Origin of the sequence: Mesorhizobium sp. M1227 (assembly GCF_040318315.1) — a bacterium.
In the GTDB taxonomy this organism is placed as follows: Bacteria; Pseudomonadota; Alphaproteobacteria; order Rhizobiales; family Rhizobiaceae; genus Mesorhizobium.
Genome location: NZ_JAMYLZ010000003.1, coordinates 314,690 through 331,314, shown reverse-complemented (window position 1 = coordinate 331,314; position 16,625 = coordinate 314,690). Strand labels below are relative to the sequence as shown.

The following is a 16,625-nucleotide window of genomic DNA, read 5'->3' as shown; positions in this document are numbered from 1 at the left end:
GCCGAGGAGCAGGCCCTAATTCGTCACGAGAATCCGCGTATTGCCGAAGCCGGCTTCGCGCACCATCGAATAGAACGCGGCGGCGTTGCTGGGGTGGAGGCGCACACAGCCATGCGATGCCGGGCGCCCCAATTGCCGGATCGCGCCGGTGCCGTGGATGGCATAGCCGCCGCGGAAGAACACCGAATAGGGCATCGGCGACATGTCGTATTTGCGCGAATACCACATCCGGGCCGTCCGCTGTGGCCGGTAACTGCCGCGCGGCGTGATGTAGCCCTTGCGGGCGGTGGAAACGCTCCACCGATAATACGAAAGCCCGTATCTTACCGTCATCGTCTGTGAGGAAATATCGATGTTCGCGACCAGGCTGGCCGCACGGCTCTCGAACGACGAACCGAACAGCATCGCTACCAATGCCGCTGCCATGAGAACAGTGTTTTTCATGCAATCAAACCCCTTTGATGCCCTTTGATGCCCCTTGCCTGCCTGCCTCACGCTGTTCTCCAGCGTTTTGATGGCAAGCCAGCGAGCTAACACCTACTCCCTGACGATTTCACCAATCCAAAGCAGCGAATTTGAACGATTTCCCGCAATAGTTGCCGTAACGACACGCAATCGCCTCGCAATTCGCCATCGGGCTTGCAAAACCGCCTCATCCGCTGCTCAATTCGCCGAATGAACGAACCGAACGAACGGCTCCTCAAGGCCATCGATGACCAAGCCGATGATCTGGTTGCACTGACTGCGGATCTGATCCGCTTTCCAACCATCAATCCGCCCGGCGAAGCCTATCGGCCATGTGCCGAATACATTGGCGAGCGGCTGAAGAAGCGTGGTTTTGAGATCGAATTCATCCGTGCCGAGGGCACGCCCGGCGACACTGACCGTTACCCGCGCGTCAACGTCGTTGCCCGCTTCGATGGCCGGGCGCCGGGTGCTTGCGTGCACTTCAATTCGCATATCGACGTCGTCGAGCCCGGCGACGGCTGGAGCCTCGATCCGTTCGCCGGCATCGTCAGGGATGGCAAGGTCTATGGCCGCGGCGCATGCGACATGAAAGGCGGGCTTGCCGCCTCGATCATCGCCGCTGAAGCCTTCATGGAGGTGTTTCCCGATTTTCCCGGCGCCATCGAGATTTCAGGCACGGTCGACGAGGAGTCCGGCGGCTTTGGCGGCGTCGCGCATCTGGCCAAGCTCGGCTATTTCTCCAGACCGAAGGTCGACCACGTCATCATTCCCGAGCCGCTCAACAAGGATCGCATCTGCCTTGGCCATCGCGGCGTCTGGTGGGCGGAGATCGAGACCAAGGGCGAGATCGCGCACGGCTCGATGCCGTTCCTCGGCGACAATGCGGTGCGCCATATGGGCGCCGTGCTGCGGGCCTTCGAGGAGGAATTGTTTCCGGCGCTCGACCGCAAGATGACGCGCATGCCGGTCGTGCCCGAAGGCGCAAAACGCTCGACCATGAACATCAACTCGATCCATGGCGGCCAGACGGAAGATTTCCGGCCCGGCCTGCCCTCGCCCAACGTGCCCGATTCCTGCCGGCTGACAATCGACCGCCGCTTCCTGCTCGAAGAGGATCTCGCTACGGTCAAGAGCGAGGTGACCGATATCCTGGAACGGCTGAAGCGCGAGCGCAAAAAGTTCGATTACGAGATCCGCGATCTTATGGAGGTGCTGCCGCTGATGACCGAGCGCGACGCACCGGTGGTGAAGGCGGTCGCGCAAGGCATCATGGAGATATTCGACCGCGAGCCGGATTATGTGATTTCGCCCGGCACCTACGACCAGAAGCACATCGCCCGCATCGGCCACATCTATGACTGCATCGCCTATGGCCCGGGCATCCTCGATCTCGCCCACCGGCCCGATGAATGGGTCGGCATTGCCGACATGCTGGACTCGGCAAAGGTGATGGCAATCGGCCTCGGCGTGCTGCTGAGGGGCGCCGGCCCGCCATGATCCGGCCATGGGCGGAAAAACATTCCTCCCGGCGTCGGCACACGGTACGAAACGCAATTTACTCGGCGGCGAATTCACGCTTCTATCCGCCCGGGTTTGAGCACGTGTTTTAGACATGGGGAGTTGCACGATGAAATTGTGGAAAACCATTCTGGCCGCCGCGGCGCTGGCGTTGGCCGCCGGGACCTCAGCGATGGCCGCGCGCACCGACCTGGTCATCGGCATTACGCTCGAACCCCCGCATCTCGACCCGACCGCGGGTGCCGCCGCGGCAATCGACGAGGTACTCTATGCCAATGTCTTCGAGGGCCTGACCCGCATCGGCCCGAACGGCGAGGTGCTGCCCGATCTCGCGCAAAGCTGGAGCATTTCCGACGACGGCAAGGTCTACACTTTCAAGCTGCATACAGGCGTGAAATTCCATGACGGCACCGACTTCAACGCCGACGACGTGAAATTCTCGCTCGACCGTGCCCGCGCCGACAATTCCGTCAACGCGCAAAAGGCCCTGTTTGCCGCCATCGACAAGGTCGAGGTCGTCGATCCCGCGACGGTGAAGGTCACGCTGAAGAACCCGCAAGGCTCGTTCCTCTACAATATGGGCTGGGGCGACGCGGTGATCGTGGCGCCTGAGACAGCCGACACCAACAAGGAAAAACCGATCGGCACCGGCCCGTTCAAGTTCCAGAACTGGGCCAAGGGCTCATCGATCACGCTGGTCAAGTCGGATAATTACTGGGGCGCCCCGGTATTTCTCGACAAGGCCGAGTTCCGCATCATTCCGGATGCCGCCGCCGCCGTTCCGGCGCTGCTTTCCGGCGACGTTCAGGCCTTTCCGTTCTTCGACCCCGACAGCGTCGCCCAGGTCAAGGACGATCCGCGCTTCAAGGTGGTGATCGGCTCGACCGAGGGTGAAACCATCCTGTCGATCAACAACAAGAAGCCGCCCTTCGACAAGCTGCAGGTCAGGCAGGCGATTTCCTTTGCGCTCGATCGCAAGGCGATCATCGACGGCGCCTCGGCCGGCCTAGGCGTGCCGATCGGCTCGCACATGTCGCCCGCCAGCAAGGCCTATGTCGACCTCACCGGCCTCTATCCGCACAATGTGGAGAAGGCCAAGGAGTTGCTGAAGGAAGCCGGCCTGGAGAATGGCTTCAAGGCGACGCTCAAGCTGCCGCCGCCCTCCTATGCGCGGCTTGGTGGCGAGATCATCGCCTCCGAGCTTCGCGAAATCGGCATCGATCTCGAGATTATCCCGGTCGAATGGGCGCAATGGCTGGACCAGGTCTTCACCAAGAAGGACTACGACCTGACCATCGTTTCCCATACCGAGCCTAACGACATCGATATCTATTCGCGTAAGGACTATTACTTCAACTACGACAATCCGGCCTTCGACAAGATCATCGACGAATTGAACCTTACCTCCGACGAGGCCAAGCGCACGACGCTGCTCGGCGAGGCGCAGAAGGTCCTGGCCGATGACGCCGTGGTCGGCTTCCTCTACGAATTGCCGAAGGTCGGCGTCTGGGACGCCAAACTGCAGGGCCTGTGGGAAAATGCCCCGATCCAGGCCAACGACCTGACCAAGGTGAAGTGGACGGATTGAGCGGGTCGCTGATAGAAGGGCGAAAGTTGCACTCCGTCACACCCCCCTCTGTCCTGCCGGACATCTCCCCCGCAAGGGGGGAGATTGAGCCCTCATCGCCGCTTTCGCTAACCACTAGCGTTGCAAGGACAGTGCCAGCGTGGAAACTGCCAATCTCCCCCCTTGAGGGGGAGATGTCCGGCAGGACAGAGGGGGGTGGGCGGGAACGCAAGCTTCGCCCGGTTTTTGCGTCCGGCAACACAGCGGTTCCTCAACGTCCATGACCGCCTACCTCCTCAAGCGCCTCATCATCGCCATCGTCACGCTGGTTCTGGCCTCAATGGTCGTTTTTGCCGTGCTGGAGATCATTCCCGGCGACCCGGCGCGGCTGATGCTTGGCCTGAACGCCAGTGCCGACCAGATCGAATTGCTGCGCAACCAGATGGGTCTCAACGCTCCCGTCGTGCTGCGCTACCTGCATTGGGCCGGCGGCTTGCTGAGCCTCGATTTCGGCCGTTCCTACACCTATTCGGTGCCGGTCATCGATCTGGTCCGCGAGCGCCTCGTCGTCTCGCTGCCGCTGGCACTGATGGCGCTGGCGGTGTCCACAGTCATTGCCATTCCGGTCGGGCTGTTTTCCGCCAGCAGACGCGGCCGCGCCGGCGACACGATTGCGATGGGCGCCGCCCAGCTTGGCGTCGCCGTGCCCAATTTCTGGTTTGCGCTGATGCTGATCTATCTGTTCGCCGTCTGGCTGCGGCTGGTGCCGGGCGGCGGTTTTCCCGGCTGGGGCGCCGGCGTCTGGCCGGCGCTGAAGTCGCTGCTCCTGCCGGCGGTCGCCCTCGCTCTGCCGCAGGCGGCGATCCTCGCCCGGGTCACCCGCTCGGCGCTGATTGAAGTGCTGAATGAGGACTACATCCGCACCGCCCGCGCCAAGGGCCTGCCCTATCGTCTTGTCTTGTGGCGGCATGCGCTGCGCAACGCCTTGATCCCGGTGGTCACCATTCTAGGCCTGCAATTCGCCTTCCTGCTTGCCGGCACCATCATCATCGAGAACGTCTTCTATTTGCCCGGCCTCGGCCGGCTGGTGTTCCAGGCAATCAACCAGCGTGACCTGATCGTGGTCGAGAGCGTCGTCATGCTGCTGGTTGCCGCCGTCATCATCGTCAATTTCGTTGTCGATCTCTCCTATGCGGTGGTCGATCCGCGCCTGAGAGGCAGGCAATGACGCTGCACATCGACATCCCCGACGAGAACCTTGCCGGCATCCTGGCCAAGGCGTTTCGAAACCGTTCGTTCCTCGCCGGCTTCGTCGTCACCGCACTGGTGGCTGCGGTCGCGATCCTCTCCTTCGTGTGGACGCCTTACGACGTCACCAGGCTGGTCATTTCCGACAAGACCCAGGCGCCATCGTTGGCGCACTGGTTCGGCACCGACCATTTCGGTCGCGACATCCTGTCGATGATCATGGTCGGCGCCCGCAACTCGATCGCCGTGGCGCTGGTGGCGGTCGGCATCGGCATGGGCGTCGGCGTGCCGCTCGGCGCCTTCGCTGCGGCGCGCGGCGGCATCGCCGATGACGTGCTGATGCGGCTGAACGACCTGGTCTTCGCCTTTCCGGCGCTGCTTTCGGCAATCATGATCACTGCCATCTTCGGGCCCGGCGCGTTCAACGCCATCATTGCCATCGGCATCTTCAACATCCCGGTGTTCGCGCGCGTCGCCCGCGCCGGCGCCCTGGCGATCTGGCCGCGCGAATTCATCCTCGCCGCCCGCGCCGCCGGCAAGAGCAGGACGCTGATCAGCATCGAACATGTGCTGCCCAACATCGCCACGCTGCTGCTGGTGCAAGGCACCATCCAGTTCGCGCTGGGCATACTGGCCGAAGCGGGCTTGTCCTACGTCGGGCTGGGCACCCAGCCGCCGATGCCGAGCTGGGGCCGCATGCTGTTCGACGCCCAGACCCGCATGGTGGTGGCGCCGTGGATGGCGATCTTTCCCGGGATGGCGATCGTCGTCACCGTGCTTGGCCTGAACCTGCTTGGCGACGGCATTGCCGACATTCTCGATCCGAAGTCGCGGCGGCAGCGATGAGCCTGCTCGAAATCGAGAAGCTGTCGCTGGCCATCGGCGGCACGCCCATCCTCAGGGACATCGAGCTGTCCGTGGCGCCCGGCGAAGTGATGGGGCTGGTCGGCGAATCCGGCTCCGGCAAGTCGATGACTGCGCTCACCGTGATGCAGCTCTTGCCCTGGGCGGCACGCGCCACGGGACGCGTTACCTTCGACGGCATCGATATTCTGGCGGCGAGCGAGGACCAGATGTGCGCGCTGCGCGGCGACGACATCGGCATGGTGTTCCAGGAGCCGATGACGGCGCTCAACCCGGTCAAGACCATTGGCGAGCAGGTCGCCGAAGGTATTCGCTGGCACACCAGGGCGAGCCGCGCGGACGCCGAGCAACGGGCGCGAAAAATGCTCGACCGGGTCGGCTTGCCGGCGGCGCAGTTCCCGCTGTCGCGTTATCCGCATGAGCTGTCCGGAGGCCAGCGCCAGCGCGTCGTCATCGCCATCGCCTGTGCGCTGAAGCCCAAGCTGCTGATCGCCGACGAGCCGACGACCGCGCTCGACGTGGTGCTGCAGGCGCAGATCCTCGACCTGCTGCGCGACCTCGTAGCGGAAAACCGCATGGGTCTTCTGCTCATCTCGCACGACCTCGCAGTGGTGACCGAGATGGCGGACCGCATCACCATCCTGCGCCATGGCGAGGTCATGGAGGCCGGCGATACCGCGCGCACGCTGTCCGAACAGCTTCATCCCTACACGCGACAGCTGGCGCAGGCCTCGATGCATGTGCCGGCGCGGGCCCGCACACACGACAGCGGATCGGCCAAACCGCTGCTTCAGGTAGAGAGCGTAACGCGGGATTATCCGGGACGGCGCATATCCCTGTTTAAACGCGCGGCTGCCATCCGCGCCGTCGACGATGTCTCCTTCTCGATGGCGCCCGGCCGGTCGGTGGCGCTCGTCGGCCGTTCCGGCTGCGGCAAGTCGACGCTTGCCCGCATGGTTCTGGCACTCGACAAGCCGACATCGGGAACCATCCGCTTCCGCGGCGATATCCTCACCGACAAGAGCGAGGCGGAGCTGAAGCCGGCACGGCGCGACATGCAGGTCGTGTTCCAGGACCCGTACGGCTCGTTCGACCCACGCCAGAAGGTCGAGAGATTGGTGGCCGAGCCGCTGCATGTGCTGGAGAAGAAGCCGGCGCCCGCCGCGCGGCGCGAGATGGTGGCGTATGCGCTGCACGAGGTCGGCCTCTCACCAGGCGACATGGACAAGTATCCGCATGAGTTTTCGGGCGGCCAGCGCCAGCGCCTTTCGATCGCCCGCGCCATCATCACGCGGCCGAAACTGGTCGTCGCCGACGAGCCGGTCTCGGCGCTCGATGTCTCGATCCGCGCGCAGATCCTCGATCTGTTCGCCGACCTCAACCAGAAGCTCGGCATCGCCTATCTGTTCATCACCCATGATCTGACCGTCGCCCGCGCCATCACCGACGAGGTGATGGTCATGCATGACGGCAAGATCGTCGAGCGCGGCAGGACGAGCGAAGTACTTGACCACCCGCAGTCCGAGGCGGCCAAGGCGCTGGTCACTGCTGCTCCAGACCTGCACCGGGCGATCGCGAAACGACTGCAGGAACAGGGGTGAGCGGCCTCAGCCTTGCGGCTTGACCAAATCGGCCGGGCTGATGTCGAGCAGGTCGAGCGTGCGGCGCAACAGCTGCATCTCGCTCCCGGCAAGTTGCGAATCGGCCTTGGCGATCTCGGCCATGTGGCGGGCGAGCAGCTTGCGCCGTTCGACGTCGAGGTCGCGGAATTGGGCGACGGCCTGCGAGCTGTTGGTCTCGTAGCCGAAATCGTTGAGATATTCGATGACGCTGTCGATGCTGGTGTCGGGAATGCCGAAGGCGTCCCGGCAGATACGCCTGAAGGCGGTCATTTCGCTTTCGCTGACCGAACCGTCGGCCAGGATCATACGGAACAGCATCAGCAATTCCGCCGACAGCACCGGATCGTCCGCGACCTTGCGCACGCCGGGGTCGCCGTCGAAGATCGAGCGTATCTGGTCCAGCAATCCCATCGCCATCAGCCCCTTCCGATTCGTCGGGAAGGTAGCGCGGAATCGGCTTGGCGCAAACGGGTGCGAATGGTGGAACAGGGCAATCGGTTTTGAATTCGCCTCCTCACCCTTTTAGGGCGTTGGCGCTGCGCCTCACCTGCCTGCCGGCATCCTCTCCCCGTTTAGTGACGGGAGAGGGGCGCTCTCGTCACCGGTTTCGCCAATCGCAGGCGCTGCAAGAAAAGGCGCCGACGTTGCGACCAGCCCTTTCTCCCCGTCACTATGCGGGGAGAAATGCCCGGCAGGGCAATGAGGGGCGGCGGCGACATCGACAATTGGTGGTCTCCGCCACAATTTGGAAACTGTCATTCGTCCGAAGCGATTGCCCTTCGTGATCGAATGCGCCGCACCGTTCTGGCACTCCATAAAACTGCCGGCCAATCCGGCGAACCCGCTGCGCTCATTGGTGTGTGACCGCGCGCCTGATACTATGCCGTTGTACGAATCATGTTGAGGAGGGACCGAACATGAATCTCAGTGCGCCTACCCAGCTTATTTTCATTATATCCCTTGTTATCGCCATTATCGGCGTTCTCGCCGCGCTTGGCGTCCTTGCGTTCATCCCTTTGGCTGCTGTGTGGATTGTTGTCATCGCTTACATCGTGCTGGCCGCCGGCTGCCTGATGCGCGGCGCCTAAACACGTCCAGACAATTCAGAATCTCAGGCAACTCGGAGCGCCCGGCCAAAACCGGGCGCTTTTGATTCCGGCGTATGGTCTGTTAAAGTCGCGTGGCGGAAGGAAAGCGCATGCCCGACAGCGAAGACGGCAGCCGCCACGAAAGCCCAGGCCTCGATCGGTTCGAGATGGTGCGGCGCGCGCCGAGCCATCGGCTTCAGGGCGTCGTCACCGACATGTGCGGCTTTCGCGAAACCATGCCAGGCCATTTCCGCGCCGTCGAATATGCCTCGCTGACCGTGCCGCTGGTCATCAGCTTTGCCGAACCCTTTGCCATTGGGCTCGGCCATGACCCGGGCGACAATGACCGCTTCGCCAGTTTTGCCGCCGGCCTTTATGCCGGGCCGGTAGTGATCGAATCCTTCGGCGGCGCCTGCTGTGTGCAGATCAATTTCACCCCGCTCGGCGCTCGTCGCTTCTTCGGCCGCCCGATGAGCGAATTGACCGACCGCATGGTCGGCCTGGATGACGTGCTCGGCGTCGACGGCATCGCGCTGCGCGAAAGGCTTGGCAATGCGCCGGATTGGAGCACACGCTTTGCCATCGCCGAAGCCTTCGTCGGTGATCGGTTGGCAACCGCGGACCGCACTCAGACCGAAATGGTCTGGGTCTATGAGACGATCGTCTCGACGCGTGGGCGGATCCGCATCTCGACGCTGGCCGAAAAGCTTGGCTGGAGCCGCAAGCATCTTACCGGAAAATTTTCGGACGCTATCGGCACCGGCCCAAAAACGCTCTCGCGCATCGTCCGCTTCAATCATGCGCTTGGCCTGTCGAGACAGGCGAACAGCGCTTGGGCCGACATCGCCGCCGACTGCGGCTATGCCGACCAGGCGCATCTGGTGCGCGAGTTTCGCGACCTGGCAGGCGTCGCGCCGACGGCGCTTGCCGCGAGGTAACATTTCTTCAAGACGCGCAACCGGCCGTCGCGCAGACTGGGTTGATCGACCAACCCGCTGAAGGAGATCAGCCATGCCGAACACCCCCGAACCACCGCGGCTTTATCCGGCGCTGCGCTACAGGAATGCCGGCAAGATGATCGACTGGCTGTGCGAGGCCTTCGGCTTCAGCGTTCGCGCCCGCTATGGCGAAGGCGACGTGGTGCACCACGCCGAGCTCGCTTTCGGCTCTTCGATCGTCATGCTCGGCACGGCGCGCGACGACGCCTATGGCAAGATGGTCGGCGCGCCGGGTTCGGGTGGCGGCAAGTCGATCTACGTTGCGGTCGCTGACGCAGACGCGGCATACGCGCGGGCAAAGACCGCCGGCGCCGAGATTCTGGAAGAACTCACCGATCGCGACTATGGCAGCCGCGAATTCATCTGCCGCGATCCGGAAGGCAACGTCTGGTCGTTCGGCACCTACTGGCCGAAGGCTGACGAGAAAGCATGATCCCGAAAAGTGGAGACCGGTTTTCGGACAAGATCATGCTCAGGCAAAGTATCTAACGCGCCAGCCCAAAAATCGTGTCGCAGTCGAGGTGGGTTTCCAGTTCGGCTGCGATCTCGTCCAGTGCCCGTTCGACCTCGGCGCGGTAGTCGATGCCGCCGCCCTTGACGCCGAGGCTTTCGAGGAATTTCGCCCGGAAGGCGTCGGCGGAAAACAGCCCGTGCATATAGGTGCCCAGCACCTTGCCGTCGGCCGAGATAGCGCCGTCATCGATGCCGTTGATAACGGCGGACGGCCGCAGCGTGTCCGGACCGGTGGTGCGGCCGAGATGGATCTCGTAGCCCTCGAGCGGCAGATCGAATTGCACCGAGCGCGCGCTGACATTGCGCACCGTCTTTTCCGGCTCCATCACCGTTTCGACGTCGAGCAGGCCAAGCCCTTGCGTTTCTGTAACGCTGCCCTCGATGCCGTCGGGATCGCGCACGATGTGACCAAGCATCTGGAAGCCGCCGCAAATGCCGACGATATGACCACCGCGTTTCCTATGCGCGGCAAGGTCGCGGTCCCAGCCGTTCTCGCGCAATTTCAGGAGATCGCCGATCGTCGACTTCGAGCCGGGAATGACCACCAGACCCGCATCTTCGGGCAAGCGCTCACCAGGCGGCACGAACACCACCTCGACCTGCGGTTCGGCCTTGAGCGGGTCGAGATCGTCGAAATTGGCGATGCGCGAGAGCACCGGCACGGCGATCTTCAGCGCGCGCTTCTCGCCGGACGCCAGTCGCTCGAGCACGACGGAATCTTCCGATGGCAGCCGCGCCGCCGCCTTCAGCCACGGCACGACGCCAAAACAGCGCCAGCCGGTGAATTTTTCGATCGCCTTGATGCCGTCTTCGAACAGCGAGACGTCGCCACGGAACTTGTTGATGAGGTAGCCGACGATCATGCTCCGGTCCTCCTCCGGCAGGATCAGATGGGTGCCGGCGACCGAGGCGATGACGCCGCCGCGATCGATATCGCCGACCAGGATCACCGGCACGCCGGCGCGCGTCGCAAAGCCCATATTGGCAATGTCGCGGCTCCTGAGATTGATCTCGGCCGGCGAGCCGGCGCCCTCGACAATGACCAGATCGGCGCCCTCGCCGACCTTTGCCCAGGAGTCCAGTACCGCATCCATCAGCCGGCCCTTCAGCGCCTGGTAGTCGCGCGCCCGCGCCTCGCCGAACACCTTGCCCTGCACGACGACTTGAGCGCCGACATCGGTCTGCGGCTTGAGCAGCACCGGGTTCATGTGGATGGTCGGCGCCACGCCACAGGCGATCGCCTGCAGCCATTGGGCGCGGCCGATCTCGCCGCCGCCTGAATCGCCCGGAATATCGGCGACGGCCGCGTTGTTCGACATGTTCTGCGGCTTGAACGGCCGCACCTTCAGGCCGCGCTTCTTCGCCGCGCGGCAGAGGCCGGCAACCAGCACCGTCTTGCCGACATCCGAACCCGTGCCCTGCAGCATGATCGCCTTGGCCATATCAGCCCCTGCCCTGCGCAACAGTTCCGGTGATCGTCGACTTGGCTGCCAGCGGCCCGCCGCGCCAGATGTAGAGCGCCAGCAGCGGCTCCTTGCCGGTGCGCATGGCGTGGCTGATATCAGGGGCATGGTGGATCACCTCGCCCGCCGCTCGAAGGCGAAAACCGCCATCGCCCATGCGCCATTCGGTGCCGCCGGTCAGCGGGATGTAGATCTCCTCCGCGACATGGTGGTGATCGGGGTAGACGGTGTCGGGTCCAAGGATCAGCAGGCCGCCCGCGACCTCGTCATTGACGAAATGCCCGCGTGTACCGAACACCTCCAGCCAGCCGTAATTGTCGATGAAAACCTTGCCGAAATCCGCCTCGCCATAGGTCTGGCCCCAGTGCAGATAGCCGCGACGCTCCGCAACCAGCCGCGCCAGCGACTTGGCCGCAGCGGGAGCGAGTTCGACGATCCGGTCGAGCTGGACGAGACAAGGCAGTGCATGCGGTTCGAGCGGACGGGACGGCATGTCCCAGCCGATCCGGGCCACGGCGTCGCGCACCAGCGCATCATCGAACGTCTGGAGATAGGCATGGAAGCATCCAAGCAGTTCGTCGAAAGTTGTCGTCACACTTTGCTCCAAAGCGCATTCGCCCACAGCGGCTGCCCAGATGGTTGGATCAAGACGGGTCGGGTTGCGCGGCGGCATCATTGGTCTAGATTGGACGGCGCGCAAAGCCAAAAACGACAGGCCAGCAGGCCGGAAACATCAGGGAGCACGCCATGGACGCCGCTGTCGATGCGGGCACCAGCCAGTTCGAACTCAACGAGGACCAGCGCGCCATCCAGGAGATGGCGCAAGCCTTCGCCGCCGACCGCGTGGCGCCGAACGCACTCGACTGGGATCGCAACAAGCATTTCCCGGCCGATGTGATCCGCGAGACAGGTCCGCTCGGCCTTGGCGGCATCTATGTCCGCGACGACGTCGGCGGCTCGGGGCTCGGCCGGCTCGACGCCGTGCTGATCTTCGAGGCGCTTTCGCGTGCCGATCCGGCGTTTTCCGCCTTCATCTCGATCCACAACATGGCAGCATCGATGATCGACCGCTTCGGCAGCGACGAGCAGCGCCGGCGCTTCCTGCCCAAACTGACCTCGATGGAATGGCTGGCCAGCTACTGCCTGACCGAGCCGGGTTCGGGATCCGATGCCGCGGCGCTGAAGACGCGTGCGGTCAAAAGCGGCGGCGACTATGTGCTGAACGGCGCCAAGCAGTTTATCTCCGGTGCCGGCGACAGCAACCTCTATGTCGTCATGGCGCGCACCGGCGCCGACGGGCCGAAAGGCATTTCCACCTTCGTCGTGCCGAACGATGCGCCGGGCCTTTCCTTCGGCGCCAACGAGCACAAGATGGGCTGGCACATGCAGTCGACGCGCCAGGTCGTCTTCGAGGACTGCAAGGTGCCGGCCGAAAATCTTTTGTCGGCTGAAGGCGCCGGTTTTGGCATCGCCATGGCCGGGTTGGACGGCGGCCGGTTGAACATCGCCGCCTGCTCGCTCGGCGGCGCGCAATCGGCACTCGACAAGGCACTCGCCTACACCGCCGAACGCAAGGCTTTCGGCTCGAAGATCAACCAGTTCCAGGCGCTGCAGTTCAAGCTTGCCGACATGGAGACCGAACTGCAGGCAGCGCGCGTCTTCCTCTACACCGCCGCCTCGAAGCTCGACCGCAACGCGCCGGAGGCCTCGAAATGGTCGGCGATGGCCAAGCGCTTCGTCACCGACGCCGGCTTCAACGTCGCCAACGACGCCCTGCAGCTGCACGGCGGCTATGGTTATCTGCACGACTACGGCATCGAGAAACTGGTGCGCGACCTGCGTGTCCACCAGATTCTCGAAGGCACCAACGAGATCATGCGCGTCATCATCGCTCGCGCGCTGATCGGACGGTAAGGCAGTAGGCAGTAGGCAGTAGGCAGAAAGATGACCGGCAAGATCAATTCGTACAAGGATCTTATCGTATGGCAGCAGGCGATGGATCTGGCCGTCACCACCTACTCCCTGACCAAGGCATGGCCAAAAGAGGAATTGTATGGGTTGACCAGCCAAATCCGCCGCTCAGCAACCTCTATTCCTGCAAACATCGCGGAAGGTTACGGCCGAGACAGAGGCTCCTATCAGCAATTTCTCAGGATTGCCCAGGGATCGCTGAAGGAGTTCGAGACACACCTCCAGATCGCCGAACGCATTGGCCTTGCTACGCATGATCAAGCTTATCACGTGCTTTTAGCGACCGAGGGCATCGGGAAAATGCTTCGCCAACTTATTAGCAAACTTGCGCCCGAATAGGTCGCTTACTGCCTACTGCCTACCCAAACCACGGAGCGCCATTATGACCACCATCGCCTTCATCGGCCTCGGCAATATGGGCAATCCGATGGCCTCCAACCTGGTCAAGGCCGGGTATGCCGTGCACGGCTTCGACCTGGTGCCGGAGAATCTCGTCATCGCCAGGGAACACGGCGTCGTCATCATGGCCAACGCCGTTGCGGCGGTGAAAGACGCCGATGCGGTCATCACCATGCTGCCAGCCGGTAAGCATGTTCTGTCGGTTTACGCAGACATAGTATCCAGGGCAAAAAAAGGCGCGCTGTTCATCGATTCCTCTACCATCGATGTCGAGTCGGCTCGAAAGGCCCATGCCATCGCCGCCAAGCACGGGTTGCTGTCGATCGACGCGCCGGTCTCCGGCGGCACGGGCGGTGCGGCGGCCGGCACGCTGACCTTCATGGCCGGCGGTTCGAAGGATGCCTTCGCCAAGGCCGAACCAATCCTCAAGCCGATGGCCGGCCGCATCGTTCATTGCGGCGACGACGGCGCCGGACAGGCGGCGAAGATCTGCAACAACATGATTTTGGGCATTTCGATGATCGGCGTTGCCGAGGCCTTCGTGCTGGCAGAAAAGCTCGGCCTGTCGCACCAGGCGCTGTTCGACGTCGCCTCGACCTCGTCCGGCAAGTGCTGGTCGCTGACCACCTATTGCCCGGTGCCCGGCCCGGTGCCGACATCGCCCGCCAACAATGGCTATAAGCCTGGCTTCGCGGCGGCACTGATGCTGAAGGACCTGAAACTGTCGCAGGAGGCCGCACAGAGCGTCGGTGCAGCAACGCCGCTCGGCGCCGAGGCAGCCCAGCTTTATGCGCTGTTCAACGCACAAGGGAATGCCGGCGCGGATTTTTCCGGCATCATTAATTTCCTCCGTGGTGACCCGGCGTAAGCTCCAGGTTCACAGGTTTTCGATCTGCCCAATGCGGAAAGCCGGCAAATTTAGGTTTGCTTAAGCTCTTGCTAACCCTGCAGTAACGATATGCGTTTAAAACGGATTGCGAGGCGGACATCCGCCCGGCGCTCCGGATCAGGTCTCGCGTACCGGAGCCCGTAAGTTTCGCCGTAAGTTTCGCAAGTGTATTGTTGGCGAAGCGCCATGCGTATCTGGCAAAGCCGCGTTCCGATGGAGCGCGGTTTTTGCGTTTCGCATTCTTCAAGGACAATGAGGCGATCGCCCTGGCGTGTCTCCAGATGATCGTCGGCGTCGTGGCTGCTGTCCTGAGCTACGTCGACCCACAGGTGGTCGCGCCCCAATCCCCCAGCGCGTCGGTGCCATGGCTCATCGGTCAGCTACGCTACTTGCGTGCGAGCACGACGTGGGCCTCTTGGGGGAACATCAGCTCCCCTTCAGTTGAATAGATTGCCAGCGAAAAATCTAGATCACCGGTGATCGCTGCGATGACTGCTTCCCGATGCCCGGCATCAATTCTGCTGACCAGCCCGGCCTGCGGAGTCGCTGCCAGCTGTAGTCGCACATATTCCCTAGACGAGGGAAATCGGATGTTTTGTGTCGTCGTGTGGATGGTCACCTGACGAAATCCCGCCTCGGCCACCAATCGGTAAAGCTCGTCCGCATCGGCGAGTGAATGCTCAGACCTTTTCGTTGCCGAAGCGCCTGGACCGAGGTGTCGATCCAAGGCATCCGCCAGCGCCTTCGCCGCAGGAGTGTGCTCAATAGCGCTGAAAACGTTTAAAGCCAGTCGGCCGTCAGGCACCAGAACCCGGAACATCTCACGGAGCGCACTAGATCGATCCGGAAAAAACTGCAGTCCGAGCTGGCAAAGAACCAGATCGAAGGCGGAGTCAGGGAACGGCATTTCGAGCGCGCTTCCCTCGTGCCAGTCGATACGCGCTCCAGCGCCTCTCGGGAGCGACCGAGCAACGGCGAGCATGCCCGTATTGATGTCGAGGCCGACGACCTGCCCACTTCCCATACGCTCGGCCGCCGAGCGTGCCACCACGCCGGTGCCGCAAGCTACGTCCAAAATCCGCTCACCAGATTGAGGCGCAGCACGATCCATCAGGTCCGCAGCCCACAGGGCTGTGATTGCCGGGACCAGGTAGCGCTCGTAGAGGTCCGCGGCGCTGCCTTCCAGCTGCCACTGCTCCTGCTGGGCCATAGTGTCCCTCCCGCACAACGATCTCGGGCAACGGGCCCGATCGGCGCTTCAGCAGCCATCATAAAGCGCGTGTCTGTCGACTAGCAACCGGGCAATGGAAACCGGCAGTGCTATTCTTCGCGTTCCGTATCACAACGGTCTTTGCACCATCCGCCCCAAGTAGAATCAAACTCGCATTCCACTGTGCACTCCACGCGCGGCATCTCGCCAATATTTACGAGGCCGATATCCACGAGTTTGTAGCGAGCGATCGCCTTTGGATATTTCCTGAAAACACTCTCAATTTCCGCCACGAAGCCCTTGTGCTCTTCTGGAACCGGCCTTTTGAAAGGTGTTTTGGCGTCCTGCGCAAGAGATACAGTGATGACCGATTGCATAACCAAGGCTAGGATCAAAGAAACGGTGCGCATCAACTGTCTCCAATACGCCTTACGTGGAGAGATGTTTTGATGGTGGATGGCCGCAACTCCGGGACGGGGGGAAGGCCGTATCGAGGGTAGTCTGCGTCAAACATGGCCCACCATCGCCCGTGTAATCGTTGCACGGGCAGTTGCCGTGCGCCTCTATGTGCGCGTTGCAAGGGTTCCCGAACCCAAACCCATTATCAGGTAAAGTTACTCCCGCCCGCGCCAGTAGCGCCGCGGCTTCTTTCCGCGCGCTGATGATCAAGAACGCGGCCTTTTCCAGGGCTTCCGATTGTTCGCGCGTGAGACCCTCCCGAGACAGATATTTAAACATGTGTCACTCCCTCAGATTTGGATTCGCCAAATGCCTCAATTGGGAAGCAAGCATGCTTCAGATTTGCAC

18 protein-coding genes are annotated in these 16,625 nt (G+C 62.6%); 11 read left to right on the top strand and 7 right to left on the bottom strand.

All coding sequences use genetic code 11. The features are described from left to right. Window positions 1-15: 15 nt before the first annotated feature. Window positions 16-444 (bottom strand): L,D-transpeptidase, encoded by a 429-nt coding sequence (locus NKH28_RS07120; protein ID WP_352470461.1) that lies wholly within the window; start codon window positions 442-444, stop codon window positions 16-18. Between the two features lie 231 nt (window positions 445-675). On the opposite strand from NKH28_RS07120, the gene NKH28_RS07115 reads away from it, so the two are divergent. The 5 genes from NKH28_RS07115 to NKH28_RS07095 all read left to right on the top strand — a co-directional run bounded on the left by NKH28_RS07115 (window position 676) and on the right by NKH28_RS07095 (window position 7,266). Beyond that, window positions 676-1,965 (top strand): acetylornithine deacetylase/succinyl-diaminopimelate desuccinylase family protein, encoded by a 1,290-nt coding sequence (locus NKH28_RS07115; protein WP_352978330.1) that lies wholly within the window; start codon window positions 676-678, stop codon window positions 1,963-1,965. A 130-nt stretch (window positions 1,966-2,095) separates the two neighbouring features. After that, window positions 2,096-3,574, top strand: coding sequence for an ABC transporter substrate-binding protein (locus NKH28_RS07110; protein ID WP_352831032.1), 1,479 nt, complete (start codon window positions 2,096-2,098; stop codon window positions 3,572-3,574). 259 nt (window positions 3,575-3,833) lie between these two features. Continuing rightward, window positions 3,834-4,781 (top strand): ABC transporter permease, encoded by a 948-nt coding sequence (locus NKH28_RS07105; protein WP_352978328.1) that lies wholly within the window; start codon window positions 3,834-3,836, stop codon window positions 4,779-4,781. Beyond that, a complete protein-coding gene (locus NKH28_RS07100) occupies window positions 4,778-5,647 on the top strand; it encodes an ABC transporter permease (RefSeq protein ID WP_352680000.1) in 870 nt (289 codons plus the stop codon). The genes NKH28_RS07105 and NKH28_RS07100 overlap by 4 nt, the downstream gene beginning before the upstream one ends. Continuing rightward, on the top strand, window positions 5,644-7,266 hold the full coding sequence (locus NKH28_RS07095; protein ID WP_352815753.1) for an ABC transporter ATP-binding protein: 1,623 nt from the start codon (window positions 5,644-5,646) through the stop codon (window positions 7,264-7,266). The genes NKH28_RS07100 and NKH28_RS07095 overlap by 4 nt, the downstream gene beginning before the upstream one ends. A gap of 6 nt (window positions 7,267-7,272) precedes the next feature. Here NKH28_RS07095 and NKH28_RS07090 read toward each other — a convergent pair whose 3' ends face one another. Then, on the bottom strand, window positions 7,273-7,704 hold the full coding sequence (locus tag NKH28_RS07090; RefSeq protein ID WP_352815754.1) for a TerB family tellurite resistance protein: 432 nt from the start codon (window positions 7,702-7,704) through the stop codon (window positions 7,273-7,275). A 500-nt stretch (window positions 7,705-8,204) separates the two neighbouring features. Here NKH28_RS07090 and NKH28_RS07085 point away from each other — a divergent pair, with 500 nt between their 5' ends. The 3 genes from NKH28_RS07085 (at window position 8,205) to NKH28_RS07075 (ending at window position 9,806) form a co-directional block, all read left to right on the top strand. After that, window positions 8,205-8,375: a hypothetical protein gene (locus NKH28_RS07085; protein WP_352451984.1), complete on the top strand. Its 171-nt coding sequence runs from the start codon at window positions 8,205-8,207 to the stop codon at window positions 8,373-8,375. Between the two features lie 110 nt (window positions 8,376-8,485). Continuing rightward, window positions 8,486-9,313, top strand: coding sequence for a helix-turn-helix transcriptional regulator (locus NKH28_RS07080; RefSeq protein ID WP_352815756.1), 828 nt, complete (start codon window positions 8,486-8,488; stop codon window positions 9,311-9,313). 73 nt (window positions 9,314-9,386) lie between these two features. Next, window positions 9,387-9,806, top strand: coding sequence for a VOC family protein (locus NKH28_RS07075; RefSeq protein WP_352451986.1), 420 nt, complete (start codon window positions 9,387-9,389; stop codon window positions 9,804-9,806). Between the two features lie 52 nt (window positions 9,807-9,858). On the opposite strand, the gene NKH28_RS07070 is transcribed toward NKH28_RS07075, so the two are convergent. Together NKH28_RS07070 and NKH28_RS07065 are read right to left on the bottom strand one after the other, a co-directional pair. Next, window positions 9,859-11,328, bottom strand: a complete 1,470-nt coding sequence (locus tag NKH28_RS07070) for a cobyric acid synthase (RefSeq protein ID WP_352978325.1) — start codon at window positions 11,326-11,328, stop codon at window positions 9,859-9,861. A 1-nt stretch (window position 11,329) separates the two neighbouring features. Next, window positions 11,330-11,944 (bottom strand): dimethylsulfonioproprionate lyase family protein, encoded by a 615-nt coding sequence (locus NKH28_RS07065; protein ID WP_352742252.1) that lies wholly within the window; start codon window positions 11,942-11,944, stop codon window positions 11,330-11,332. A gap of 152 nt (window positions 11,945-12,096) precedes the next feature. Between NKH28_RS07065 and NKH28_RS07060 the strand changes: the two genes are divergently transcribed. Genes NKH28_RS07060 through mmsB form a run of 3 tightly spaced genes read left to right on the top strand, consistent with a single transcriptional unit; the run spans window position 12,097 to window position 14,587 of the window. Continuing rightward, window positions 12,097-13,263 (top strand): isobutyryl-CoA dehydrogenase, encoded by a 1,167-nt coding sequence (locus NKH28_RS07060; RefSeq protein WP_352815760.1) that lies wholly within the window; start codon window positions 12,097-12,099, stop codon window positions 13,261-13,263. Window positions 13,264-13,293: 30 nt separating this feature from the next. Then, window positions 13,294-13,659, top strand: coding sequence for a four helix bundle protein (locus NKH28_RS07055; RefSeq protein ID WP_352815761.1), 366 nt, complete (start codon window positions 13,294-13,296; stop codon window positions 13,657-13,659). Window positions 13,660-13,702: 43 nt separating this feature from the next. Continuing rightward, window positions 13,703-14,587 carry a 3-hydroxyisobutyrate dehydrogenase gene (mmsB, locus tag NKH28_RS07050; RefSeq protein ID WP_352815763.1) on the top strand — a complete coding sequence of 295 codons (885 nt, stop codon included), beginning with the start codon at window positions 13,703-13,705 and terminating at the stop codon, window positions 14,585-14,587. A gap of 406 nt (window positions 14,588-14,993) precedes the next feature. Here the strand turns inward: mmsB and NKH28_RS07045 are convergent, their stop codons facing one another. From NKH28_RS07045 to NKH28_RS07035, 3 genes are all read right to left on the bottom strand, one after another. Continuing rightward, on the bottom strand, window positions 14,994-15,818 hold the full coding sequence (locus tag NKH28_RS07045; protein ID WP_352539671.1) for a class I SAM-dependent methyltransferase: 825 nt from the start codon (window positions 15,816-15,818) through the stop codon (window positions 14,994-14,996). A 110-nt stretch (window positions 15,819-15,928) separates the two neighbouring features. Beyond that, on the bottom strand, window positions 15,929-16,228 hold the full coding sequence (locus NKH28_RS07040) for a hypothetical protein (protein WP_352815764.1): 300 nt from the start codon (window positions 16,226-16,228) through the stop codon (window positions 15,929-15,931). 19 nt (window positions 16,229-16,247) lie between these two features. Further along, window positions 16,248-16,556, bottom strand: a complete 309-nt coding sequence (locus NKH28_RS07035) for a DUF6422 family protein (protein WP_352815765.1) — start codon at window positions 16,554-16,556, stop codon at window positions 16,248-16,250. Window positions 16,557-16,625: the final 69 nt, after the last annotated feature.

Coding starts and splice junctions, on each gene's coding strand:
- NKH28_RS07120 (WP_352470461.1), bottom strand. CDS start 444: ATGAAAAACACTGTTCTCATGGCAGCGGCATTGGTAGCGATGCTGTTC.
- NKH28_RS07115 (WP_352978330.1), top strand. CDS start 676: ATGAACGAACCGAACGAACGGCTCCTCAAGGCCATCGATGACCAAGCC.
- NKH28_RS07110 (WP_352831032.1), top strand. CDS start 2,096: ATGAAATTGTGGAAAACCATTCTGGCCGCCGCGGCGCTGGCGTTGGCC.
- NKH28_RS07105 (WP_352978328.1), top strand. CDS start 3,834: ATGACCGCCTACCTCCTCAAGCGCCTCATCATCGCCATCGTCACGCTG.
- NKH28_RS07100 (WP_352680000.1), top strand. CDS start 4,778: ATGACGCTGCACATCGACATCCCCGACGAGAACCTTGCCGGCATCCTG.
- NKH28_RS07095 (WP_352815753.1), top strand. CDS start 5,644: ATGAGCCTGCTCGAAATCGAGAAGCTGTCGCTGGCCATCGGCGGCACG.
- NKH28_RS07090 (WP_352815754.1), bottom strand. CDS start 7,704: ATGGCGATGGGATTGCTGGACCAGATACGCTCGATCTTCGACGGCGAC.
- NKH28_RS07085 (WP_352451984.1), top strand. CDS start 8,205: ATGAATCTCAGTGCGCCTACCCAGCTTATTTTCATTATATCCCTTGTT.
- NKH28_RS07080 (WP_352815756.1), top strand. CDS start 8,486: ATGCCCGACAGCGAAGACGGCAGCCGCCACGAAAGCCCAGGCCTCGAT.
- NKH28_RS07075 (WP_352451986.1), top strand. CDS start 9,387: ATGCCGAACACCCCCGAACCACCGCGGCTTTATCCGGCGCTGCGCTAC.
- NKH28_RS07070 (WP_352978325.1), bottom strand. CDS start 11,328: ATGGCCAAGGCGATCATGCTGCAGGGCACGGGTTCGGATGTCGGCAAG.
- NKH28_RS07060 (WP_352815760.1), top strand. CDS start 12,097: ATGGACGCCGCTGTCGATGCGGGCACCAGCCAGTTCGAACTCAACGAG.
- NKH28_RS07055 (WP_352815761.1), top strand. CDS start 13,294: ATGACCGGCAAGATCAATTCGTACAAGGATCTTATCGTATGGCAGCAG.
- mmsB (WP_352815763.1), top strand. CDS start 13,703: ATGACCACCATCGCCTTCATCGGCCTCGGCAATATGGGCAATCCGATG.
- NKH28_RS07045 (WP_352539671.1), bottom strand. CDS start 15,818: ATGGCCCAGCAGGAGCAGTGGCAGCTGGAAGGCAGCGCCGCGGACCTC.
- NKH28_RS07040 (WP_352815764.1), bottom strand. CDS start 16,228: ATGCGCACCGTTTCTTTGATCCTAGCCTTGGTTATGCAATCGGTCATC.
- NKH28_RS07035 (WP_352815765.1), bottom strand. CDS start 16,556: ATGTTTAAATATCTGTCTCGGGAGGGTCTCACGCGCGAACAATCGGAA.